This is a genomic window from Labrys sedimenti (assembly GCF_034424805.1).
Lineage (GTDB): Bacteria > Pseudomonadota > Alphaproteobacteria > Rhizobiales > Labraceae > Labrys > Labrys sedimenti.
Genome location: NZ_JAXOUF010000001.1, coordinates 724821 through 744337 on the forward strand (window position 1 = coordinate 724821; position 19517 = coordinate 744337).

At 62.5% G+C, this 19517-nt stretch carries 16 protein-coding genes and 1 tRNA gene; 8 read left to right on the forward strand and 9 right to left on the reverse strand.

Annotation, left to right across the window (positions count from 1 at the left end):
- Positions 1–3: 3 nt before the first annotated feature.
- Positions 4–996, reverse strand: a complete 993-nt coding sequence (gene gnd, locus U1R88_RS03400) for a phosphogluconate dehydrogenase (NAD(+)-dependent, decarboxylating) (protein WP_068295306.1) — start codon at positions 994–996, stop codon at positions 4–6.
- Positions 997–1209: 213 nt separating this feature from the next.
- Here gnd and U1R88_RS03405 point away from each other — a divergent pair.
- The 3 genes from U1R88_RS03405 (at position 1210) to U1R88_RS03415 (ending at position 2553) form a co-directional block, all read left to right on the forward strand.
- Positions 1210–1285 (forward strand) — tRNA-Lys (locus U1R88_RS03405).
- 129 nt (positions 1286–1414) lie between these two features.
- Positions 1415–2260, forward strand: a complete 846-nt coding sequence (locus U1R88_RS03410) for a protein-L-isoaspartate O-methyltransferase family protein (protein WP_322429973.1) — start codon at positions 1415–1417, stop codon at positions 2258–2260.
- Positions 2261–2349: 89 nt separating this feature from the next.
- A complete protein-coding gene (locus tag U1R88_RS03415; RefSeq protein ID WP_068295128.1) occupies positions 2350–2553 on the forward strand; it encodes a heavy-metal-associated domain-containing protein in 204 nt (67 codons plus the stop codon).
- 100 nt (positions 2554–2653) lie between these two features.
- On the opposite strand, the gene U1R88_RS03420 is transcribed toward U1R88_RS03415, so the two are convergent.
- Together U1R88_RS03420 and mntR are read right to left on the reverse strand one after the other, a co-directional pair.
- Positions 2654–5512: a phosphoenolpyruvate carboxylase gene (locus U1R88_RS03420; protein WP_322429974.1), complete on the reverse strand. Its 2859-nt coding sequence runs from the start codon at positions 5510–5512 to the stop codon at positions 2654–2656.
- A 370-nt stretch (positions 5513–5882) separates the two neighbouring features.
- Positions 5883–6338 carry a manganese-binding transcriptional regulator MntR gene (gene mntR / locus U1R88_RS03425; protein WP_322429975.1) on the reverse strand — a complete coding sequence of 152 codons (456 nt, stop codon included), beginning with the start codon at positions 6336–6338 and terminating at the stop codon, positions 5883–5885.
- Positions 6339–6563: 225 nt separating this feature from the next.
- Here mntR and U1R88_RS03430 point away from each other — a divergent pair, with 225 nt between their 5' ends.
- A complete protein-coding gene (locus U1R88_RS03430) occupies positions 6564–7928 on the forward strand; it encodes an Nramp family divalent metal transporter (protein WP_068295410.1) in 1365 nt (454 codons plus the stop codon).
- A 119-nt stretch (positions 7929–8047) separates the two neighbouring features.
- Here U1R88_RS03430 and U1R88_RS03435 read toward each other — a convergent pair whose 3' ends face one another.
- Positions 8048–9496 (reverse strand): hypothetical protein, encoded by a 1449-nt coding sequence (locus U1R88_RS03435; protein WP_322429976.1) that lies wholly within the window; start codon positions 9494–9496, stop codon positions 8048–8050.
- 470 nt (positions 9497–9966) lie between these two features.
- Here U1R88_RS03435 and panB point away from each other — a divergent pair, with 470 nt between their 5' ends.
- Positions 9967–10788: a 3-methyl-2-oxobutanoate hydroxymethyltransferase gene (gene panB, locus U1R88_RS03440; RefSeq protein ID WP_322429977.1), complete on the forward strand. Its 822-nt coding sequence runs from the start codon at positions 9967–9969 to the stop codon at positions 10786–10788.
- Positions 10789–10843: 55 nt separating this feature from the next.
- Here panB and U1R88_RS03445 read toward each other — a convergent pair whose 3' ends face one another.
- The gene (locus U1R88_RS03445) at positions 10844–12322 is read right to left on the reverse strand and encodes an AMP nucleosidase (RefSeq protein ID WP_068295109.1); all 1479 of its coding nucleotides are present in this window, start codon (positions 12320–12322) and stop codon (positions 10844–10846) included.
- 164 nt (positions 12323–12486) lie between these two features.
- On the opposite strand from U1R88_RS03445, the gene U1R88_RS03450 reads away from it, so the two are divergent.
- From U1R88_RS03450 to der, 3 genes are all read left to right on the forward strand, one after another.
- Positions 12487–13359, forward strand: a complete 873-nt coding sequence (locus U1R88_RS03450; RefSeq protein ID WP_322429978.1) for a DUF2167 domain-containing protein — start codon at positions 12487–12489, stop codon at positions 13357–13359.
- Positions 13360–13593: 234 nt separating this feature from the next.
- A complete protein-coding gene (locus tag U1R88_RS03455) occupies positions 13594–14253 on the forward strand; it encodes a tetratricopeptide repeat protein (protein ID WP_322429979.1) in 660 nt (219 codons plus the stop codon).
- 2 nt (positions 14254–14255) lie between these two features.
- Positions 14256–15662 carry a ribosome biogenesis GTPase Der gene (der, locus tag U1R88_RS03460; protein ID WP_322429980.1) on the forward strand — a complete coding sequence of 469 codons (1407 nt, stop codon included), beginning with the start codon at positions 14256–14258 and terminating at the stop codon, positions 15660–15662.
- A 10-nt stretch (positions 15663–15672) separates the two neighbouring features.
- Here the strand turns inward: der and U1R88_RS03465 are convergent, their stop codons facing one another.
- The 4 genes from U1R88_RS03465 to U1R88_RS03480 all read right to left on the reverse strand — a co-directional run bounded on the left by U1R88_RS03465 (position 15673) and on the right by U1R88_RS03480 (position 19375).
- The gene (locus U1R88_RS03465) at positions 15673–16308 is read right to left on the reverse strand and encodes a macro domain-containing protein (protein WP_322429981.1); all 636 of its coding nucleotides are present in this window, start codon (positions 16306–16308) and stop codon (positions 15673–15675) included.
- Positions 16309–16323: 15 nt separating this feature from the next.
- Complete coding sequence (locus U1R88_RS03470) at positions 16324–17064, reverse strand: SDR family NAD(P)-dependent oxidoreductase (protein ID WP_322429982.1); 741 nt, start codon at positions 17062–17064, stop codon at positions 16324–16326.
- A 60-nt stretch (positions 17065–17124) separates the two neighbouring features.
- Entirely contained in the window at positions 17125–18588 is a 1464-nt protein-coding gene (gene purF, locus U1R88_RS03475) for an amidophosphoribosyltransferase (RefSeq protein ID WP_322429983.1), read from the reverse strand.
- A 142-nt stretch (positions 18589–18730) separates the two neighbouring features.
- On the reverse strand, positions 18731–19375 hold the full coding sequence (locus U1R88_RS03480; protein ID WP_322429984.1) for a CvpA family protein: 645 nt from the start codon (positions 19373–19375) through the stop codon (positions 18731–18733).
- Positions 19376–19517 lie beyond the last annotated feature (142 nt).

Sequence of the window (19517 nt, forward strand, 5' to 3'; positions counted from 1 at the left end):
AACTCAAGCCTTGGGCGCGGAATTCTTCGGTTCGACGTGACCGCCGAACCCCTTACGCATGGCGGAGAGGATCTTCTCCGCATAGGTGTGCTCCTGGCGGGAGCGGAAGCGGGTGTAGAGAGCGGCGGTGAGGACTTCGGCCGGTACGGCCTGGTCGATGGCCGCCTCGATCGTCCAGCGTCCTTCGCCGGAATCTTCCACGAAACCGGAATATTCGCTCAATTCCTCGTCGGCGGCGAGCGCGCTCGCCGTCAGGTCGAGCAGCCACGACGTGACGACGCTGCCGCGACGCCAGACTTCGGCGATATCGGCCATGTTGAAATCGAATTTCTCGCCTTCGGCCCGGCCTTCGTTGGCAGCGGAGCGCAGGATGTCGAAACCTTCCGCATAGGCCTGCATCAGGCCGTACTCGATGCCGTTGTGGATCATCTTGACGAAATGTCCGGCGCCGCAGGGGCCGGCATGGATATAACCTTGTTCGGCGCGCGGATCGTGCTTGTCGCGCCCCGGTGTGCGCGGCACATTGCCGATGCCCGGCGCCAGCGTGGCGAAGATCGGATCGAGGCGGGTGACCGTTTCGGTCTTGCCGCCGATCATCATGCAATAGCCGCGATCCAGGCCCCAGACACCACCGGAGGTGCCGACATCGATATAATCGAGCCCCTTGGCGGCCAGTTCCTTGCCGCGGCGGACGTCGTCCTTCCAATTGGTGTTGCCGCCGTCGATGATCACGTCGCCCGGAGACATCAGGCGCGAAAGCTGGTCGATGGTGCCCTGCGTAATGGCGCCCGCGGGCAGCATGACCCAAACCGCACGCGGCGGCGTCAGCTTCGAGACGAGATCGGCAAGATCACTCGCACCAACCGAGCCTTCGGCCACCAGAGCCTGGACCGCCGGAGGAGCACGGTCATAGACGACGGTGGTGTGGCCGTTCTTCATCAGGCGGCGGGCAATGTTGCCGCCCATGCGGCCCAGGCCGATGATTCCCAATTGCATTGGCTGATCTCCTTTTGCCGCCCCCGGCAGCTTATCGTCCGTTACGTGCTTAGCACCGTTTTCAGCTGTCGCAAGCGCATGTATTCATCACTTCATGAGCATGACGAGGGGATGACGCGCCATTTTTGCATGGCACGCTGCAATGGCAGCTTGACCCATCCGCTCATGACGCTTAGAGACACCGCAATTGCAGGGCAAGGTCCTGCCTGGTGAGAGCTCGTAGCTCAGTCGGTAGAGCACGTGACTTTTAATCATGGGGTCGTGGGTTCGAATCCCACCGAGCTCACCACTGATTTTCCTGACATTGTCGATGAAACGGCTGGTTGTCCCGATCCGGGATCAAACCCGCACTATCTGCAAGCCCATCTGCACAAAGAATGTTAGATTTTGCAACGGGATCAGAGCAGGTAGGGACATCATGGCCAGCGAGAGAGCCGCGCTGGAGCAGGCACGTCGTGATTTTGCCAGGTCGATGCTGAAGGAAAGCGGATCGGGGGACCCGCGCATCGAGAGGGCGTTCGAACTCGTGCCGCGCGAAGCCTTCCTGCCGCCCGGCCCCTGGCTGATGACCCATCATGGCGGTTATGTCGAGACACCGGATGCCGATCCGATCCACCTCTACAGGAATCGCCTGGTTGCCTTGAAGGCGGACAAGCAGATCAATACGGGCGAGCCGTCCTTGCACGCGGCATGGCTGGGCGCGGTGGCTCCCAGGGCAGGAGAGAGGGTCAGCCATATCGGGGCGGGTCTGGGGTATTACACCGCCATATTGTCGGTGCTGACATTGCCTGGCGGACACGTAACGGCATTCGAGATCGAGGAGGATCTCGCCGAGCAGGCAAGGCGCAACCTCAAGCCTTTCGAAGGCGTGAGCGTGATTCGTGCCGATGCCACGCGCATCGCCTTGCCGCCCTCCGACCTCATCTATGTCAATGCCGGCGTGGTCGCCCCACCGCTTGCCTGGCTTGCCGCACTGCAGCCCGGCGGTCGCCTGATCTTTCCCTGGAGACCGCGCGAGGAGATCGGCCTTGCCCTGCGGGTGGATGCCAGCGGCGCCGGCTTCGCCGTCAGGCCCCTGATGTCGTCCTGGTTCATTCCCTGCACCGGGGCGTCGCGCGAAATCCGAACGATTCGTGCGCCGCGCTCCTCTCGTGAAGTCTCGGCCATACGCTCGCTTTGGCTTACTACTGCGAAGGTTCCGGATGAGAGCGCGATCGCCGTCTATCCCGATCTTTGGTTCTCTTCGGTTGTGCTGGATGCCTGACTGCTTGGGCAAAGGGGAGCGTCCAAAAAGGCGCTTGACCTTACAATGATGGCAAGCCCTACAAGGTCTTCATCGATTGGAGACCTCGCATGATCACGTTGAAAATACCAGAAATGAGCTGCGGCCATTGCGCCAAGACGATTACGGGAGCGCTGAAGGCGATCGATCCCGGCGCTGGCGTCGAAATCGACCTCGGGACGCAGACCGTCAAAGTGGCAAGCGCCGCCGACGAGGCGAAATTGCGCGCGGCGATCGCCGAGGCCGGCTACGAGAACGAAAAGTTGCCGGCCTGATTGCCAGGCCGACAGAGAAAGGGGCCGGCCAGCGATGGCCGGCCCTTTTCCTTGCAAGCGAGAAAATCGCGATGCGACGGAATCGCCATCATTCTCAACTTTAGCCGTGAGCCCCGAACTCGAGCGCAATGGCGGCGCCGATGGCAAGGATCGTCCGATAGGTTCTTTCGATCGGATCGATGAGATTGCGCGTGAGCGCCGCATAGTTCGAGGGGGCGTCGCCCGGATAGCTGAAAGTCTCGGCGAGACTATAGCCTTCCATGGTCAGCCCGTTCACCGGATAGGCATCGCGCAGCAGCGCCACCGCTTCGGTAATGCGCAGGCTGAAGATCAATTCCATGATGTCCTCGCGCGAGACATCGTTGCGCGTGGAGAATTTCGGCACCCGCGCTGCCATCAGCAATATGTGCTGGAGCAGGGCAAGGCGTACCGCCTGCAGCATGTCGAGCCTCTCCCGGTTTTCCGAGATCGATTTGCCCAGGTCCTGCCCGGCAAGGTCGAGCAGGCGATGCAGTGCAATGGCATCGAGCCGTAGTCTCACAGCCAATTCGTTGATCGAGGCGGCCCGGTCGTCATCCTCCAGCAATTGGGTGATGAACAGGCAGGGCTCGGCCAAATGCGGCTCGGCTCCAGCATAGGGGCGCGTCGACCAGAAGGAACGGTCGAACAGGGTCGAGAAGGCGGCCAGTGCCTTGATGCTGGAGCGCCGCTTCATATGCACGACATGCGAAGTCAGGCGACGCAGCCGGTCCGATTTGGCGAAGGTGTCGATGAAGCGATCCTCATCGCCGCGCAGCGCCGTGCCGAAGCCGGCGATCACCGTGGCGGGGTGGCCGAGTTGCTGCAGGATGGCATTGTGAGGAATGGCCCTGATGCGCCGGACCTGGTGTACCTCGCCCCCGGAAACGTCGAACTGACGCCGCGACTTGCGCGAACCGGTTTCGTTCAGCAGGCCCTGGGCAAAAGAACCGAGTGCCCGGTGATAAGCATGATCATCGAGCAGTTTGCTATGAAAAGAGGCAAGCCTGCGGAAGAAGTCGAAGGAGAAGGTGGTGTTGGAATAGAAGGGATCGTCGCTGGCCGGCATTTCCCGCCAGGCCACTTCGGCCTCCAGCATGCGCGTCAGCGTGGCGAGGGCAAGTTCGGGCGTTTCGAAATAGACGAAGCCATCGCCCCCCTGAAAGCTGATCTCATGCTTGAGGGCAATGCCCCGGCTTTCGAACTCGCGACGCGCCCAGGGGCTCATCACATAGAAGGCTCGGTCTTCGAAACTTCCCGGATGGGCGCCACGACCGGCCGATTCGCCATGCGTGTCGAAGATCAGGACTTCGACATCCGTCAGCCGGTGGCGCTCGCAGGCTCTGGCCAATTGCCCATGCAGACGTTCGATCGCCAGTGCCGCGGTAACCTGGCCCATGAAGCGGCCCGAATCCGAAAAACCGGTCTGGATCGCTAGCCGGCCCCGCCGGCGTACCGCCTGACGATATTCCTCGATACCGAACAGCACGTCGAAGAATCGCGACGCGCCTTCCAGCGCCGTCGGCGTCTCGAACAGGGGCGAAACGTCGAGCTTGTCTTCAACACCGAACAAGCGGGCAAAATAGACCGCGGCCATCACCGTCGCCGGGGCCTCGCATTCGGCGATGAGCAGACGGATGCTCGAATCCCGGTCGACATGTTTGAGGATCTGTGCCGCCAGCACGAATTGGCGCAGCGCCGTCTTCTGCTCGATATCGAGCGAGCCGAAATTGACGGAGACCGGCTGGGCCTCGCGAATGAATGTTGCCAGGCGTTCCAGCATCGAGCGGGAGGTGATGTTCTCCTCCGAATCGATGTCGAGATGCTGGCGCATGGCATTGTGCAATTGCGTGGCATTGATGCGCATATGCACTTCGCCGACCCCAAAGCCGAGGGTCAGCATCTCGCTGCGCAGCGCAACGAGGTCGAGCGCGATCTCGGGCGGAGCATCGGCGATCGCGATGTCGATCAGGGCGATGTAGGGCCGAACGCTGGTAGCCGCATCCGCATGGCGGGCGGTGAGGAGATCGGCCGCCTGCCGGAGTGCGGGGCGATCGAGAGGCGATTGGTTGAAGGCTTCGAGAATGTCGGCGTTCCAGGCGCGCGTACGCTCGATCCGCGCGGTCAGTTCTTCGAGACGCTGTGCGGTCTGCGAATCCGGCCCGACCTGGTCGGCAATGCGCACGACCTCGCCGAGATAGCGATCGATCTGGTGCTGCTTTTCCGCGAGGCGAAAACGGAAGGAATCGATCCAGCGAATATCGGTGCGTCCATCGAGATCATAGCCGATCCAGGTGCCCAGACCGGCATAGCCGACCGTGACGGCGCGCCATTCCAGCGACCGCCGCTCGCGCAGGACTTCGGCGAAGACACGTGCAAATTCACCGATCGCCGTCTTGGCGGCATCGAGGGCGACCATCGCCGCCTCATGCTCGACCTGCAGGGTGATCGGGTTGTCCGGTGCCATCAATGCATCAGGCAGCGAGGCCTCGCCACCGCCGGCCATCTGCGCCAGACGCGCCCGATTGGCGCTGGAAAGCAGGAAGGTGGGATGCCCGGTGAAGACGATGCAGAGCTGGGTGCGCGCCAATGGGGAGACACTGGAAACGCCACGGCGCCCGGTTGCGAGCAAATGTTCGGCAACACGGCGCAGGCTCTTGCGGTTGCTTGCCATATCGAGCGGACCGACATAGTCCCGCAAGGCTTTGGCGCGTGCAGCGAAGGTCTCCTGGCTGAGGCGTAGCGCCAGGGCCTCGAAATCCTCCCGCGTCAGGCGCCCGGCTTCGAGCTCACGCGACAATTCGAAGGCCAGTTGGGCCACCGGGTTGTAGCGCGGCTCGTCAACCAGTTTGGCGCGGGCGCTATCGAGCTTGTCGCGGCAGAAACGTTCGAGCTCGACGATACGGTCGTCAGGTCCAGGCTCCGGCAAGGGTGCATCCATCTGGGTTCTCGGTCGACAGGTTTTTCAGGCGGTCCATAAACCACCTCTGCGTTGGAAACGAGCAAAAATCGTGCCGGAGACACAGCTAAAACGAAAGAATCGATCAACGTGGCTCGCCGGTTCGTTCCGATTGCGTTGCGCCTCCTTCGTGCAAGACAGCACTTGAACGCGCGCGGACAAGCAGTTTCCCCTTTTTCTTAGCATGCTCCGTAGCGGCTTATATTCGGCGCCGACCCAGCTGCGACAGCCAGTCTGACCCGGCTCGAGGCCGCTGCCGATCGACCGACGACGCCATTCGTGCCGGCCGAAATCGTCGAGGAACAGGAATTTCCCCCCGGCAAAAACGCGAAGAAACGGCTGACGATCGTCCCTAAGCCTTGGTTGTGACGAAGCGCGAAAAGGCGTCGAGGGTAGCCTTGCTGACATGGTGTTCGATGCCCTCGGCATCCCGCCGGGCAGTATCCGCGTCGATTCCAAGCGCCAGCAGGAAAGCCTCGACGATATGGTGGCGCTCACGGCTGGCCTCGGCGAGCGCCTGGCCCGCTTCGGTGAGAAACACGCCGCGATAGGGGCGCTGGGCCACGAAACCTTCGTCCGCCAGCCGTTTGAGCATTTTGGCGACGGTTGGCTGGGCCACGCCGAGACGGGCGGCGATATCGACCTGCCTAGCTTCGCCGCCGTCGCTGATCAGGTCGGCGATCAGTTCGACATAGTCCTCGATCAGTTCGAGGCGGCGTGCTTCGCGCGCCTGGCGGAAACTCTCGACATGGACGACGGCGTCGACCAGGCCGGGTTCGGGGGGTGAAAGCGCAGCGGAACGTTTCATGCCGGCTCTCCTAAGCTGATTCCGGTGTGCATCCCAAGGCAACAAACGGTCGCCACCAACTCGGTTTGCAACATTGCAACTGCGGGTATGCCCGATCCGCGTGGCCTTATCAATGGCGGCGATAAAATACAGCCTTGGCGTTTATCCATTGACCAATCTTTAGAGTATAGCATATGCTATATTCATCGACATGGAGTGATGCGGAATATCGTGGTGGAGAAGGGTATGAGTGCGGATGGTGCGGGAGCGGCCTCGGCCGAGCAGGGGGGCTGGCGTGTGGCTCCCGACGAAGAACGGCGGCCAAGTCTGGGGACGATGAATGCCAGCATTCCCGTGCCGAAAACGGGTTTGTGGGTGCGCCGGTTCCTGGCCTTTCTCGGTCCGGGCTACATGGTGTCCGTCGGCTACATGGACCCGGGCAATTGGGCAACCGACATCGCTGGCGGCTCGAAATTCGGCTATACGCTGCTGAGCGTGATCCTGCTGTCGAACCTGATGGCCATCGTGCTGCAGGCTCTGGCGGCGCGGCTCGGCATCGTCACGGGGCGCGATCTCGCCCAGGCTTGCCGTGACCACTATTCCCGCCCGGTGAACCTCATGCTCTGGTTCGCCTGCGAGTTGGCGATCATCGCCTGCGACCTCGCCGAGGTCATCGGCACGGCCATCGCCCTCAATCTCCTGTTCGGCATCCCCCTGGTCTATGGCGCCATCATCACGGCGGTCGACGTCTTCCTGGTGCTGATGCTGATGCAGCGTGGCTTCAGGACGCTGGAAGCCTTCGTGATCGGCCTTTTGATCGTGATCTTCGGCTGCTTCATCATCCAGATCATCCTGGCCGCCCCCGCAATCCACGATATCGTCGGCGGGTTCCTGCCGCAGGCCAAGGTCGTCACCAATCCCGAGGCTCTCTACATCGCCATCGGCATCATCGGTGCCACCGTGATGCCGCACAACCTCTATTTGCATTCATCGATCGTGCAGACCCGCGCCTATGAGCGCACGGAGGAGGGCAAGCGCTCGGCCATCCGCTGGGCCGTGACCGACAGCACCATCGCGCTGATGCTGGCTCTCTTCGTGAACGCGGCAATCCTGATCACGGCAGCAACCGTGTTCCATCAGAATGGCCGGACCGATGTCGAGGAGATCGAGCAGGCCTATCAATTGCTGTCGCCGATGCTCGGTGTCGGCATCGCCTCCACGCTGCTTGCGGTTGCCCTGCTGGCCTCGGGCGTCAACTCGACGGTAACCGCCACGCTCGCCGGTCAGATCGTGATGGAAGGGTTCCTCCACCTGCGCATTCCCGATTGGGCGCGCCGGTTGATCACGCGCGGCATCGCCATCGTGCCGGTGGTCGCCGTCACCGCCCTCTACGGCGATCAGGGCACCAACAAGCTGCTGGTGCTCAGCCAGGTGATCCTGTCGATGCAACTGCCCTTCGCGATCATCCCGCTGGTTCGCTTCGTCTCGGACAAGCGCAAGATGGGCGCCTTCGTCACGCCGATCTGGCTGACGATGCTCTCCTGGGTGATCGCGGGCGTCATCCTGGTCTTGGATATCAAGCTGCTGGTCGACACCTTCACAGGCGCCTGACTCAGCGAAAGGCATGACGCGCGCCACAGCCGTTGCGACAGCGCCGGATCCGATCTCGAAATCGGATCCGGCGTTGTAATTATTTACGCCAAGGCGCGTTGTGCTTTTGGGATGTCAGGTCAGTTCGCATGGACCAAAGCGAGACGGGCAAGGCGCTCGGCCGTATCCTGGGAGCCCGCCTTGGCAGCAGCTTCGTAGAAAGCCTTTGCCTGTGCCGCATTCGCCTGGGAGGCGTCCTTGACGATGGCCGGATCATAGGTCTCGGCCAGGGCGAACAAGGCACGTGGATCGGAGCCGCTTCGATAGGATTCCAGGGCTTCCCTCGCCCCGATCACGTCACCGCTGGCCAATAACTCACGGGCCGACTGCACGGCCTGATCGACCTCGTCCACGGTAATGGCGATGGTGCTGACGCTACGCGTCGCACTCGACGGGGCAGGGGCGGGTGCCGAGGCCGGAGAAGTGACGCTCGGTGCCGGCGCGGGAGAAGGAGCTGGAGCAGGTGCCGCGGCGACCTTGGTTTCCGGCTGCGTCGAGGCGGGCGGCGCGACCATGCTGCCCAAGGATTGCAGCTTGCCCGGATTGGCCCAGAAATACGCTCCGACTGCTGCGATGCCGGCCGCGAGCAATGCGGAAGCGATCAGGGCCGGTGGAATCTTGATCTTTGCCCAGTTGCGCCGGGAAACGCGCGTATCGTTGGCATTGGCCGCCGGATTGACACCGAAGCGCGTGGGTTTCCGCGCCGGTGCCAGTTGAGGCATGACCGGTTTCTCTTCCTTGACCGGAGGAGCAACGGGCGTCGCTGCAGCATCGGCATATGCTGCCAGTGAACTGCCACCATTTCTCAAGTCCAGATCCTGCGGCGGTTCAGCCGTCGTGCTTACCGTCGACATCCGCGGCCGTTCGCGCGAAGGCGGACCACGGAATTCGAAGGCTTGCTCGGCCTCGGAGCTTGGCTGCTCGGGGGCGGGAGCAGGCGTGTCCAGCGACGCCGCACGCGGCATCTTCGGCGGTTCGACCTGCGGCTTCTTTTCCGCTTCGGGCGCGATCTCTATGAAGAGTGCCTCACCGAAATCGAAGCCATTGTCGTCCGCACTGTCCTCCACTGCCGGCGCGGGATCTGCCTGCACGGCAGCAGGTGAAGACGGAGCCTCGAGGGTCGGTACGAGCTTCGCTTCGGCTTCGGGGAGCGGGGCCTCGGCGGGGCGGGACGCAGGCTCCTTCGGCGGCAACGCCAGCGCAACCAGGTGATCGAGGGAAGGGGAAGAAGGTTTGAGCTCGGCCGGCCTCGATTCGCTCGACTTGCCTTGCGTCGGCTCGTCTCGCGCCGGCTTGGCTTCGTTCGTCTCGGCGACCGCCTTTGTCCCCGCCGCACCGGCTTCATTGGCCGGCTTGGGCACGATCAGTCGCGGATCACGAGCAGGCGAGGAAGCAGCACGCTGCGCCGTAGCCGCAGCGTGCTTTTCTTTCAAAGCCTCCGCAGCCAAGCGCGCATTTTCCATATGGCGCTGAAATGCTTCGCGAACAGCGGCCGCGAGAGCCTCGTCTTTCTTCAGGGGTTCAGCCATATCGTTCCCACCCAAACGCTACACGGGCACCCACTGTGACGTGAAAAAGGCCATCCAGCCGCGAGAGCGGAAAAGATAGCGTCCGGAGGAGTGCCTGCGCAAACAAATTCTTTAACCATTTGTTAACGAAGATGCAGCCGGGGTCGATGCAGTGCCCTGAAAAGTTCACGAATATGGTTAAGGCGCCCCACTAGAGCCGAGCAAAGCCTGTTTGGGGATGCTACGATGCTGCAGTGCGACAACAAGAGAAGGCAAGGGACGGGAATATTCGGGCCTGGCGCTTTACGCCATGACGCTTTTCGAGGATTGCTGTGTCGTCCCCCGGCTAGGCGGTGTCGGGCCGAGGTTGTTTGGGGTGACCGCCAGCGTTCTTCGTCGGGAGGAGCATCGAATCCTTCCGGCCCATGATTAGGGCGTCGCAGCCGGCCTGTGACATCAGCACCGGTCCTTGGACGTCCAGGAGGAATTTCGTGTCCGTTCAAAATCAGTCCCAGCGAGTCACTGCGCCGCAGATACGCCTGCGCAAGGGAGGAGAACCGATCGTGGTTCTCACCTCCTATCACACCCACACCACGCGCATCATCGACCCCTTCGTCGACTGCATCCTGGTCGGCGACAGCCTGGGCATGGTCATGCATGGCATGGAAACCACGCTGCCGGTGACGCTGGAGATGATGATCCTGCAGGGCAGGGCGGTGATGCGCGGCTCCTCGCATGCTCTGGTGGTGGTCGACATGCCGTTCGGCTCCTACGAGGAATCGCCGCAGCAGGCCTTCCATAACGCGGCACGAATCCTGAAGGAAACCCGTTGCGGCGCCATCAAGCTCGAAGGCGGCGAACGCATGGCCGACACCATTCGCTTCCTCACCGAGCGCGGCGTGCCGGTGATGGCCCATGTCGGTCTGACGCCGCAATCGATCATGGCACTCGGTTCCTTCAGGGCCCAGGGGCGTGAAGAAGCCGATTGGGCCCCGATCGAGCGCGATGCCCAGCTGGTCGCCGAAGCAGGGGCCTTCGCCGTGGTGCTCGAAGCGCTCGCCGAGCCGCTCGCCGCCAAGATCTCCGCCAGCATACCTATCCCGACCATCGGCATCGGCGCCTCGCCGGCCTGTGACGGACAGGTGCTGGTGCTGGAGGACATGCTGGGCCTGTCCGACCGGGTACCGAAATTCGTCAAGCGCTTCGGCTCGCTCGGCGACCAGATCCGGGAAGCCGTGCAGGGCTACGCCGAAGCCGTGCGCGACCGCAGCTTCCCGGCGGCCGAGCATACCTATGGCATGAAGAAGAAATAGCCCGGGCCGGACACTCGTCTGCGCCCTCTCGTCGGAAGGGCGCAGACGCAAACCATCATTGGAAGGCGACCTCGTTGAAGCTGCGCAGCTTGCGGGAGTGCAGTTGGCGCTTGTCCGTCTCGCGCAGCAGCGCCATGGTCTCCAGGCCGACGGCGAGATGTTGGGAGACCCGTTCGCGATAGAAGGAATCCGCCATGCCCGGCAATTTCAGCTGGCCATGCAGCGGCTTGTCGGAAACGCACAGAAGCGTGCCATAGGGCACGCGGAAACGGAAGCCATTGGCCGCGATGGTGCTCGATTCCATATCGAGGGCGATAGCACGGCTCTGGATGAAGGGCAGGTTCTGCACCGTCGAGGGACGCAGTTCCCAGTTGCGGTCGTCGACGGTGGCAACGGTTCCCGTCCGCATCACCCGCTTGAGGTCATAACCGGTCAACCCCGTGACCCTTCCGACAGCGCGCTCGATCGCAATCTGGATCTCGGCGAGGGCCGGCACAGGCACCTCGCGTGGCAGATCGGCATCCAGCACCTGGTCCTGGCGCAGATAAGCATGGGCGAGCACATAGTCGCCCAGCATCTGCGAATTGCGCAGGCCCGCGCAATGCCCGAGCATCAGCCAGGCATGCGGCCTGAGCACCGCGACATGGTCGGAAATGTTCTTGGCGTTGGAAGGGCCGACGCCGATATTGATCATGGTGATGCCTGAATCATCAGCGCGCTTGAGATGATAGGCCGGCATTTGCGGCAGGCGCGGCGGATGGTGGCCGGTCACGTCGAGCTGCTGGGTTTCGCCCCCAAGCTCGGTGACGACATTGCCCGGCTCGACAAAGGCCGTGTAGCCGGACCCTAGCGAGCCCCCTTCACCCTTGGCCAGGATGGTCTGTGCCAGCCGCACGAATTCATCGATGTAAAACTGGTAGTTGGTGAAGATCACGAAATTCTGGAAATGCCGCGCCGAGGTGCCGGTATAGTGCTTCAGGCGCATCAGCGAGAGGTCGATGCGCGGCGCGGTGAACAGCGCTAGCGGCTTGGCACCGTCGGCCGAGCGCACATCGATGCCGTTGGCGATACGATCGTCCATGATGGTGAGATCGGGCACGTCGAAGATCTGCGGCAGCAGGGCGAGACGCCCATAATCGAGGCCGCTTTCGGCGTGGAAGTCTTCGCCGAGCGCAAAATGGATCGGGATCGGCGTGGAGCTCTCGCCCACTTCGACATCCACACCCGTGTTGCGCAGCAGCAGCGCGATCTGTTCCTCCAGATAGCGGCTGAAGATGTCCGGCCGAGTCAGCGTCGTTGCATAGGTGCCGGTATCGGCCACGAATCCGAATGGCGTACGAGCATCGAGCGTGGGCAAGCTGTCCGTGTTGACACTGACATAGGGGTAGTAGGCGCGAATGCGGTGATCGAAATCCTTGCCACGGGTGAAGGCCGTGAAGGCCTCCCGCAGGCGCGCGGTGTTCGCGTCATAGAGCTGCGTGATCGCCGCTACGGCCGCTCTCGCATTGTCGAAGCGGCGGGGCTTAGTAGTCATTCCAATTTCGAAGCCGCGCTGCGGCTCTCCCTTTTCAATCTTCTAGTTCAGCCCAGGTGACATCGCAACGACATCCCATCGCGCCATCGAGGAAATTTCCGGCCGTGACATGGACTGCAAAGGATTTGGCGCTATAGGGCATCATCGTCGAATGGAGACTGCCCATGTTCGCCAGGTATCTGCTTGCCATCGCGGCTATGGCCTTCCTGCTGCCCGGCCACGGGCTGGCGCAGGAGGTCGACGGAATCCGCAAGGCACAGGTCCTGCAACAGGCTGTCGAGGCGATGCAGAAGGCGCTGCTGCCAGGGCCAGCCATGGCTCCTCTGGACAATCGGGCAACACTGAAGCTCCCGCAAGGCACCGGTTTCGTACGCCAGCCGGAAGCGGAGGCCTGGGCTTCCGCCTCGGACTATCCGAGCGATCCCAGTGTTCTCGGCATGCTGGTGCCGACCGGCGAGCAGAATTGGGTCGTCTTCATTCATTATCGCTCCGGTGTGCGCATCGACGATGCCGAGGCCCCCGGCTGGAACGCAGATGATCTTCTGGCGCGCCTCAAGGCAAACACGGAGGAAGGCAATGCCGCCCGTGAAAAACGGGGCGAGCCCCGGCTTGAGGTTCGCGATTGGCTGGTCAGGCCCCATTACGACGAGGCGCAGCATACACTGATCTGGGGCGCAATCAGCCCCGAAAAGGGTGGGGAAGCCGATGAGGGCACGGCCAACATCCACGGCTATGCACTGGGCAACGAGGGCTATTTCGAGCTCACCCTGGTCTCGCCCGCCGCCGAGGTGTCGTCCTATGTGCCGATCGCCCAATCCTTCCTCGCGGGCCTGCAATTCACTGCCGGCAATCGTTATCAGGACGTGGTGAGGGGAAAGCTGGAAGTGCGACCGGTCACGAGCCTGATAACTCCCACCTCGCCCGACCTTCGCGCCACGGCGCTGGCCTATCTCAAGGCGAACTGGCTGTGGCTATTGGCAGTGCTCTTGGTACTGGCCATTCTCGCCGGCAGCGCGTTGCGAGCCCTGCGGCGATGAAAACCGCTGGAATACCGAGATTTAATCTCGGTTTGGACGACCGGAAGCGCTGTTTGCTTGACGGCAAGGGGCCGCTCCTCTACGCCGAAAACACATCTCGCGCCAGCGCGAACCAAGGCGTCCTGCGGTTGGGTGGAAAAACCTCGAATCGCAAGGACGCGTCCAACCAAAGAGTCAGGGCAAAGGGCGTTCTTGCTACAGCGCGCCATGCTCTAGAGGATACGAGCCGGGTCTATGACCGATATCTTCCAGGAAGTCAGCGAGGACATGCGCCGTGAAAAGGCGCAGAAGCTCTGGGCGAAATATGGCAATTACGTTCTTGGCGCCGCTCTCGCCGTGGTCATCGGCGTGTCGGGTTACGTCGCCTATCAGCATTACCTGAAGCAGCAGGCCGAAGCCACCGGCGCGCGTTTCCAGGAAGCGATTTCGCTGGCCCAAAGCGGCAAGACCAAGGAGGCTGCGGCTGCCCTCGGTGCGCTGATGAAGGACGGCAGCGCCGGCTATCAGACCCTTGCCCGTTTCCGCCTGGCGGCAGAGACTGCCAACGACAAGGTCGAGGATGGCATCAAGGCCTATGAGGCGCTGGCCGCCGATTCCTCGCTCGGTCCTGTGCTGCAGAGCCTCGCCAAGGTGCGCGGCGGCTATCTCATGATCGACACCGCCTCCTATGCGGATCTCGCCGGCAAGATCGAGCCCCTGACCGCGGCGGGGGAGCCCTGGCGTCATTCCGCACGTGAGGTTCTCGGCCTTGCGGCGTGGAAAGCCAAGGATCTTGCCAATGCCTCCAAATGGTATCAGGCCGTGATCACCGACAAGGATGTACCGCCGGCGCTGCGTCAGCGGGCCGAGCTGATGCTGCAGCTCATCGCCTCCGACCAGCCTGCCAAGGCCTGACCATGGCTGTTTCCATCGCCATCGTCGGCCGGCCCAATGTCGGCAAGTCGACCCTGTTCAATCGTCTGGTCGGTCGCAAGCTCGCCATCGTCGACGATCGCCCGGGCGTGACGCGTGACCGGCGCGAGGGCGACGCCAGGCTCGGCAGTCTCCATTTCAAGGTGATCGACACCGCCGGCCTCGAGGTTGCCGACGATGCCTCGCTCGCCGGGCGCATGCGTGCCCAGACGGAAGCCGCCATCGCCGAATGTGACCTGATCCTGTTCATGTTCGATGCCCGTGTCGGCGTCACCCCGGCAGACGAACATTTCGCGGAAGTGGCACGGCGGTCCGGCAAGCCCGTCATTGCGGTCGCCAACAAGACCGAGAGCCGCACCGGCTTCCAGGGCGCTTATGAAGCCTACGCGCTCGGGCTCGGCGATCCCGTGCCGATCTCGGCCGAGCATGGCGAGGGCATGGCGGATCTTGCCGAGGCGATCGTCGAAATCGCGCCGGCCACGGGCTATGAGCCCGAGGAGGAGGTCGCGGAGACCGATGCGGTCGTCAGCGGCGAGGAAGGCGAGGAAGAGGCGATCGATCTCGGTGCGGGCGTGGCCCGCCCGTTGCGCATCGCCATCATCGGCCGGCCTAATGCCGGCAAGTCGACCCTCGTCAACGCCCTGATCGGCCAGGACCGCATGCTGACCGGACCCGAGGCCGGCATCACCCGCGACACCATTTCGGTGGACTGGACCTGGCGTGACAAACGCATCAAGCTGTTCGATACCGCCGGTATGCGCAAGAAGGCCCGCATCGAGGACAAGCTCGAAAAGCTGTCCGTTTCGGATGGGCTGCGGGCGGTCCGTTTCGCGGAAGTGGTCGTGCTGCTGCTCGACAGCGCCACGCCTTTCGAGAAGCAGGATCTGCAGATCGCCGATCTCGTGGAGCGCGAAGGCAGGGCGGTCGTCATCGGCCTCAACAAATGGGATCTGGTCGAGGATCGCCACAAGGCGCTCGCCAGCGCCCGCGAAATGTTCGAGCGCCTGCTGCCGCAATTGCGCGGCGCGCCGGTGGTCACTCTTTCCGGCTTGTCGGAACAGGGCCTCGACCGCTTGATGGAGGCCGCTTTCCGTGCCTTCACGACGTGGAACCGTCGTGTGCCGACAGCGCGCCTCAACCGCTGGCTCGGGGGCGTGCTCGAACATCATCCGCCGCCGGCCGTGTCGGGTCGCCGTATCAAGATCCGCTACATGACGCAGGTGAAGACCCGCCCGCCGCATTTCGCCATCTTCGGTAACCAGCTCGATGCTCTGCCCGACAGCTTCCAGCGCTATCTGGTCAATGGCCTGCGCGAGACGTTCGACATGCCCGGCGTGCCTATCCGGCTCAGCCTGCGTTCGCCGAAGAACCCCTTCGACAGGAAGAAGTAGCCAGACAATTTCACTGGAGGCGAACGGGCTGATCCGTATAGAGCAATTGATGCTTCTCGCTCGCTTCCGCCCAGCTTTGGGGCATAGCACGTTTCATACTCATGACCTCGTCATAAGCTGCGCGCATCTGGCGAGCGCAGATCTCAGCAGGCACCCGACCAACGCCCGTTCCCATCCCAGGAAAGGCAATGGCCTTCAGGTGCGCCGACAATGGTATCCCAGTGAGCGGGCCCGATGGAAAGTGACCGTAACGGGCCAGCAGAAGGACAGCGCGTGTTGCAAGGTAAGGATTGATGGAATCTTTGCCTAAAGCCATTGGCACCCGCATCGTCGGTGCGGCGATCAGATAGGCAGGGATCGAGACACCAGTCTCAACAATCTCGGCTTGCCCGACGAGTAGTTCCCCATGATGTCGTTGGACAATCGCACTTCGCAGCCGATCCTGAACCTGCCAGCCAAAATGGCGAGAGTACACGAGATCGATACCGCCATCCATGAAGCCGAAGCTGTTTGCCGGGCTGACAATGGCATCATATTCGACGTCAAGGATCGATCCTCGATGGACCTCCACTTCAATCGTGCCCTTAAACGCATCGGCCCAAGCCTTGGCGAGTGAGTTGTCCCTGGCCACTAAGGCAATTCGCATGGACCACCCCTGGAACTATTCCGGCGCCCTGAAGCTGAGGAAGCGTTCCTGGCGCATCTCGTAGACCTGCCCGGTCTCGGTAAGATCCGGACTCGCGAGCTTGAGGATCGAGGGCGCGATGCTGGAGGGATGCGGCAGGGTGTCGGCGTCTTCACCCGGCATTGCGGCCGCGCGCATATGGGTGCGGACGGGGCCGGGCGAAAAGAGGTTGGCCCGGATCGGTGAATTTACCGTCTCGGCGGCATAGGTCGCCACCATGGAGTTGAGGGCCGCCTTGGTGGACGCATAGAGCCCCCAATAGGCCGTCGACTTCCAGGCCGCGCCCGACGTGATGAAGATGGCGCGTCCGGCATCGGATTTACGAAGCAGGGGATCGAAGGAGCGGATCAGGCGCCAATTGGCCGTGACGTTCACCGCAAACACATTGTCCCAATCCTTGGGCTCGATATGGCCAAGGGGGGAGATCGCGCCGAGCGCCCCGGCATTGCCGATCAGGATGTCGAGCTTGCCATAGCGCTCGAACAGCGTGTAGCCGAGCCGATCGATACCGTCGCCATCCTTGATGTCGAGAGGAACCAGGGTCGCAGCACCGCCCTTCTGGCGGATTTCATCGTCGAGATCCTCGAGCGCACCGACGGTGCGGGCCACGGCGATGACATGCGCGCCCGCCTCGGCCAGGGCCACGGCCGTAGCACGGCCAATGCCGCGCGATGCGCCGGTGACGAGCGCCAGGCGGCCTTTGAGAAGATCGGACATCGGAAAACTCACAAGATGGATAGGGCTGCTGTGCCCACCCCGGACCGGGGTGGAGACGCGTCAGCTTGCTTCGGCGAGCAGTGAGAACTGCTGCTTGGCACCTTCGCCGACCACATCGGTCAGGAAGGTCGGATAGTCGCCGGTGAAGCAATGATCGGTGAACTGCGGGCGGACAGAGTCACGCTGGTCGTAACCGCATGCCTTGTAGACGCCATCGACAGACAGGAAAGCCAGTGAGTCGGCACCCATATAGGCCCGCATGGCTTCCAGATCCATTCGCGCCGCCAGCAGGTTTTCCCTGTCGGGCGTATCGATGCCGTAATAGTCGGGATGGGTGATGGGCGGGCTGGAAATGCGGAAATGCACTTCCTTGGCCCCGGCATCGCGCATCATGCGCACGATCTTCACCGACGTGGTGCCGCGCACGATCGAATCATCGATCAGCACGACACGCTTGCCTTCGATGACCGAACGATTGGCGCTATGCTTCATGCGCACGCCCATTTCGCGGATGGCCTGGGTCGGCTGGATGAAGGTGCGTCCGACATAGTGGTTGCGGATGATGCCGAGTTCATAGGGCAGGCCCGCCGCCTGGGCATAGCCGATCGCCGCGGGAACGCCGGAATCCGGCACCGGCACCACCACATCGGCTTCGACGCTGGCTTCGGCGGCAAGCTGGGCGCCGAAGCTCTTGCGCACGGCATAGACGCTGCGGCCGTGAACGATGGAGTCCGGACGGGCGAAGTAGATATATTCGAAGATGCAGGGCCGGGGAGGCACGCGCGGGAAGGGCTTCAGTGATTCCACGCCGTCCTTGGTGATGATGACGACCTCGCCATTCTCGATGTCGCGCACGAAGCGGGCACCGATGATGTCGAGGGCGCAGGTCTCGGAAGCAAGGATGTAGCAGCCATCGAGTTCGCCTAGCACCAGGGGGCGAATGCCGAGCGGATCGCGGGCGCCGACCAGCATGTGGTTGGTCAGGCCGACAAAGGCATAGGCCCCCTCGATCTGGAACAGGGCATCGATGAAGCGATCGATGAACTTCTCGCGTGTCGAGCGCGCGACAAGATGCAGGATCACCTCGCTGTCCGAGGTGGCCTGGAAGATCGAGCCGCGGGCGATCAGTTCACGGCGCAGCGTCAGTCCGTTGGTGAGATTACCGTTGTGGGCAACGGCGAAACCGCCGCCCTCGAGCTCCGCGAACAAGGGCTGCACATTACGCAGGATGGTGCCGCCCGTCGTCGAATAGCGGGTGTGCCCGATGGCCTGGGAGCCGGGCAGGCGCTCGATGACCTCGCGTTTGGAGAAGGTGTCGCCGACCAGCCCGAGCCGCCGTTCCGAATTGTAGCGCACGCCGTCGAAGGTGACGATGCCGCAGGCTTCCTGCCCGCGATGCTGCAAGGCATGGAGACCGAGGGTGGTGATCGCCGCTGCCTCGCTGTGTCCGAAGATGCCGAACACACCGCATTCCTCACGCAGGCGGTCGGCGTCGAGATCCAGATCGTCGTTGTCACGGGCCATGGCGCTCACTTGGATTTTTTCTCCAAAAAAGGGTGAGCGGCCCGAAACCAGGTTTCGCCGCTCCGTTCGACATTGAGATAATACCACCGATCGACTTTTCCAGCATACCTGCTGGGAAGTTTACTGTGGCAATGCAATCGCATCATTGTGCAGGCGCAGGCGCCGCCGGAGCCGGGGGTGCCGGCTGGGTCTGCGGAGCGGCGGGAGCGCCGGCGGCATCCGGATCCGGTTCCTGCGTATTGGTGTTGGTGTCGGCACCAGGCCCGATCACTTCATTGGCTCGCAATTGCTTGAGGATCACGTTTTCGGGATCGCTCGGCAACAGGGTAAGGATCCAGTCGCGCCCGGACACCAGAAGCTGGCGGGATTTGGCATCCTGCACCCAGGTCGGCTCCGACTTGGGCGGCACCAGATAGCTGAAGAAGATGAAGGCGACGATGGCGAGCAGAAGACCGCGAGCCGCACCGAACAGGAAACCGAAGGTCCGATCGATCGCCCCGATCCGGCTGTCCAGGATCATGTCCGAGATACGGATCGTGATGAAGGAGGCGATCAGGAGAACGAGCAGGAAGATGCCGGCACCTGTCGCAATACGAGCCAGCGTATCGTTCTTGATATAGGGCGTGACCAGCGGCAGCACCCGCGAGAACAGCAACAAGGTGGCTATTGCGGCAGCGGCCCAGGCGGCAATGGCCAGAACTTCGCGGGTGAAGCCTCGTACCATTGCGAGAAGGGCCGAAATCAGCATGACGCCGATGACGATCAGATCCAGCAGCGTTACGGGCATTGGCGGTCTATCCTGATTTGGAAGCAGTGTTTCCCGGTAAAGCCCGCGAATGGGTTTTACCGGGAAATACTGCAAATACCTGCATAGGCGACGCGACAGACAAGGCCGCGCGCCTTTCTATAACGACGGTTCGACACGGCGT

Excerpts from the sequence above, each read along its gene's own strand:
- U1R88_RS03480 (WP_322429984.1), bottom strand. The coding sequence starts at position 19,375 with ATGCCCGTAACGCTGCTGGATCTGATCGTCATCGGCGTCATGCTGATT.
- U1R88_RS03420 (WP_322429974.1), bottom strand. The coding sequence starts at position 5,512 with ATGGATGCACCCTTGCCGGAGCCTGGACCTGACGACCGTATCGTCGAG.
- der (WP_322429980.1), top strand. The coding sequence starts at position 14,256 with ATGGCTGTTTCCATCGCCATCGTCGGCCGGCCCAATGTCGGCAAGTCG.
- gnd (WP_068295306.1), bottom strand. The coding sequence starts at position 996 with ATGCAATTGGGAATCATCGGCCTGGGCCGCATGGGCGGCAACATTGCC.
- purF (WP_322429983.1), bottom strand. The coding sequence starts at position 18,588 with ATGGCCCGTGACAACGACGATCTGGATCTCGACGCCGACCGCCTGCGT.
- U1R88_RS03410 (WP_322429973.1), top strand. The coding sequence starts at position 1,415 with ATGGCCAGCGAGAGAGCCGCGCTGGAGCAGGCACGTCGTGATTTTGCC.
- U1R88_RS03450 (WP_322429978.1), top strand. The coding sequence starts at position 12,487 with ATGTTCGCCAGGTATCTGCTTGCCATCGCGGCTATGGCCTTCCTGCTG.
- U1R88_RS03465 (WP_322429981.1), bottom strand. The coding sequence starts at position 16,308 with ATGCGAATTGCCTTAGTGGCCAGGGACAACTCACTCGCCAAGGCTTGG.
- U1R88_RS03415 (WP_068295128.1), top strand. The coding sequence starts at position 2,350 with ATGATCACGTTGAAAATACCAGAAATGAGCTGCGGCCATTGCGCCAAG.
- U1R88_RS03445 (WP_068295109.1), bottom strand. The coding sequence starts at position 12,322 with ATGACTACTAAGCCCCGCCGCTTCGACAATGCGAGAGCGGCCGTAGCG.
- mntR (WP_322429975.1), bottom strand. The coding sequence starts at position 6,338 with ATGAAACGTTCCGCTGCGCTTTCACCCCCCGAACCCGGCCTGGTCGAC.
- U1R88_RS03470 (WP_322429982.1), bottom strand. The coding sequence starts at position 17,064 with ATGTCCGATCTTCTCAAAGGCCGCCTGGCGCTCGTCACCGGCGCATCG.
- U1R88_RS03430 (WP_068295410.1), top strand. The coding sequence starts at position 6,564 with ATGAGTGCGGATGGTGCGGGAGCGGCCTCGGCCGAGCAGGGGGGCTGG.
- U1R88_RS03435 (WP_322429976.1), bottom strand. The coding sequence starts at position 9,496 with ATGGCTGAACCCCTGAAGAAAGACGAGGCTCTCGCGGCCGCTGTTCGC.
- U1R88_RS03455 (WP_322429979.1), top strand. The coding sequence starts at position 13,594 with ATGACCGATATCTTCCAGGAAGTCAGCGAGGACATGCGCCGTGAAAAG.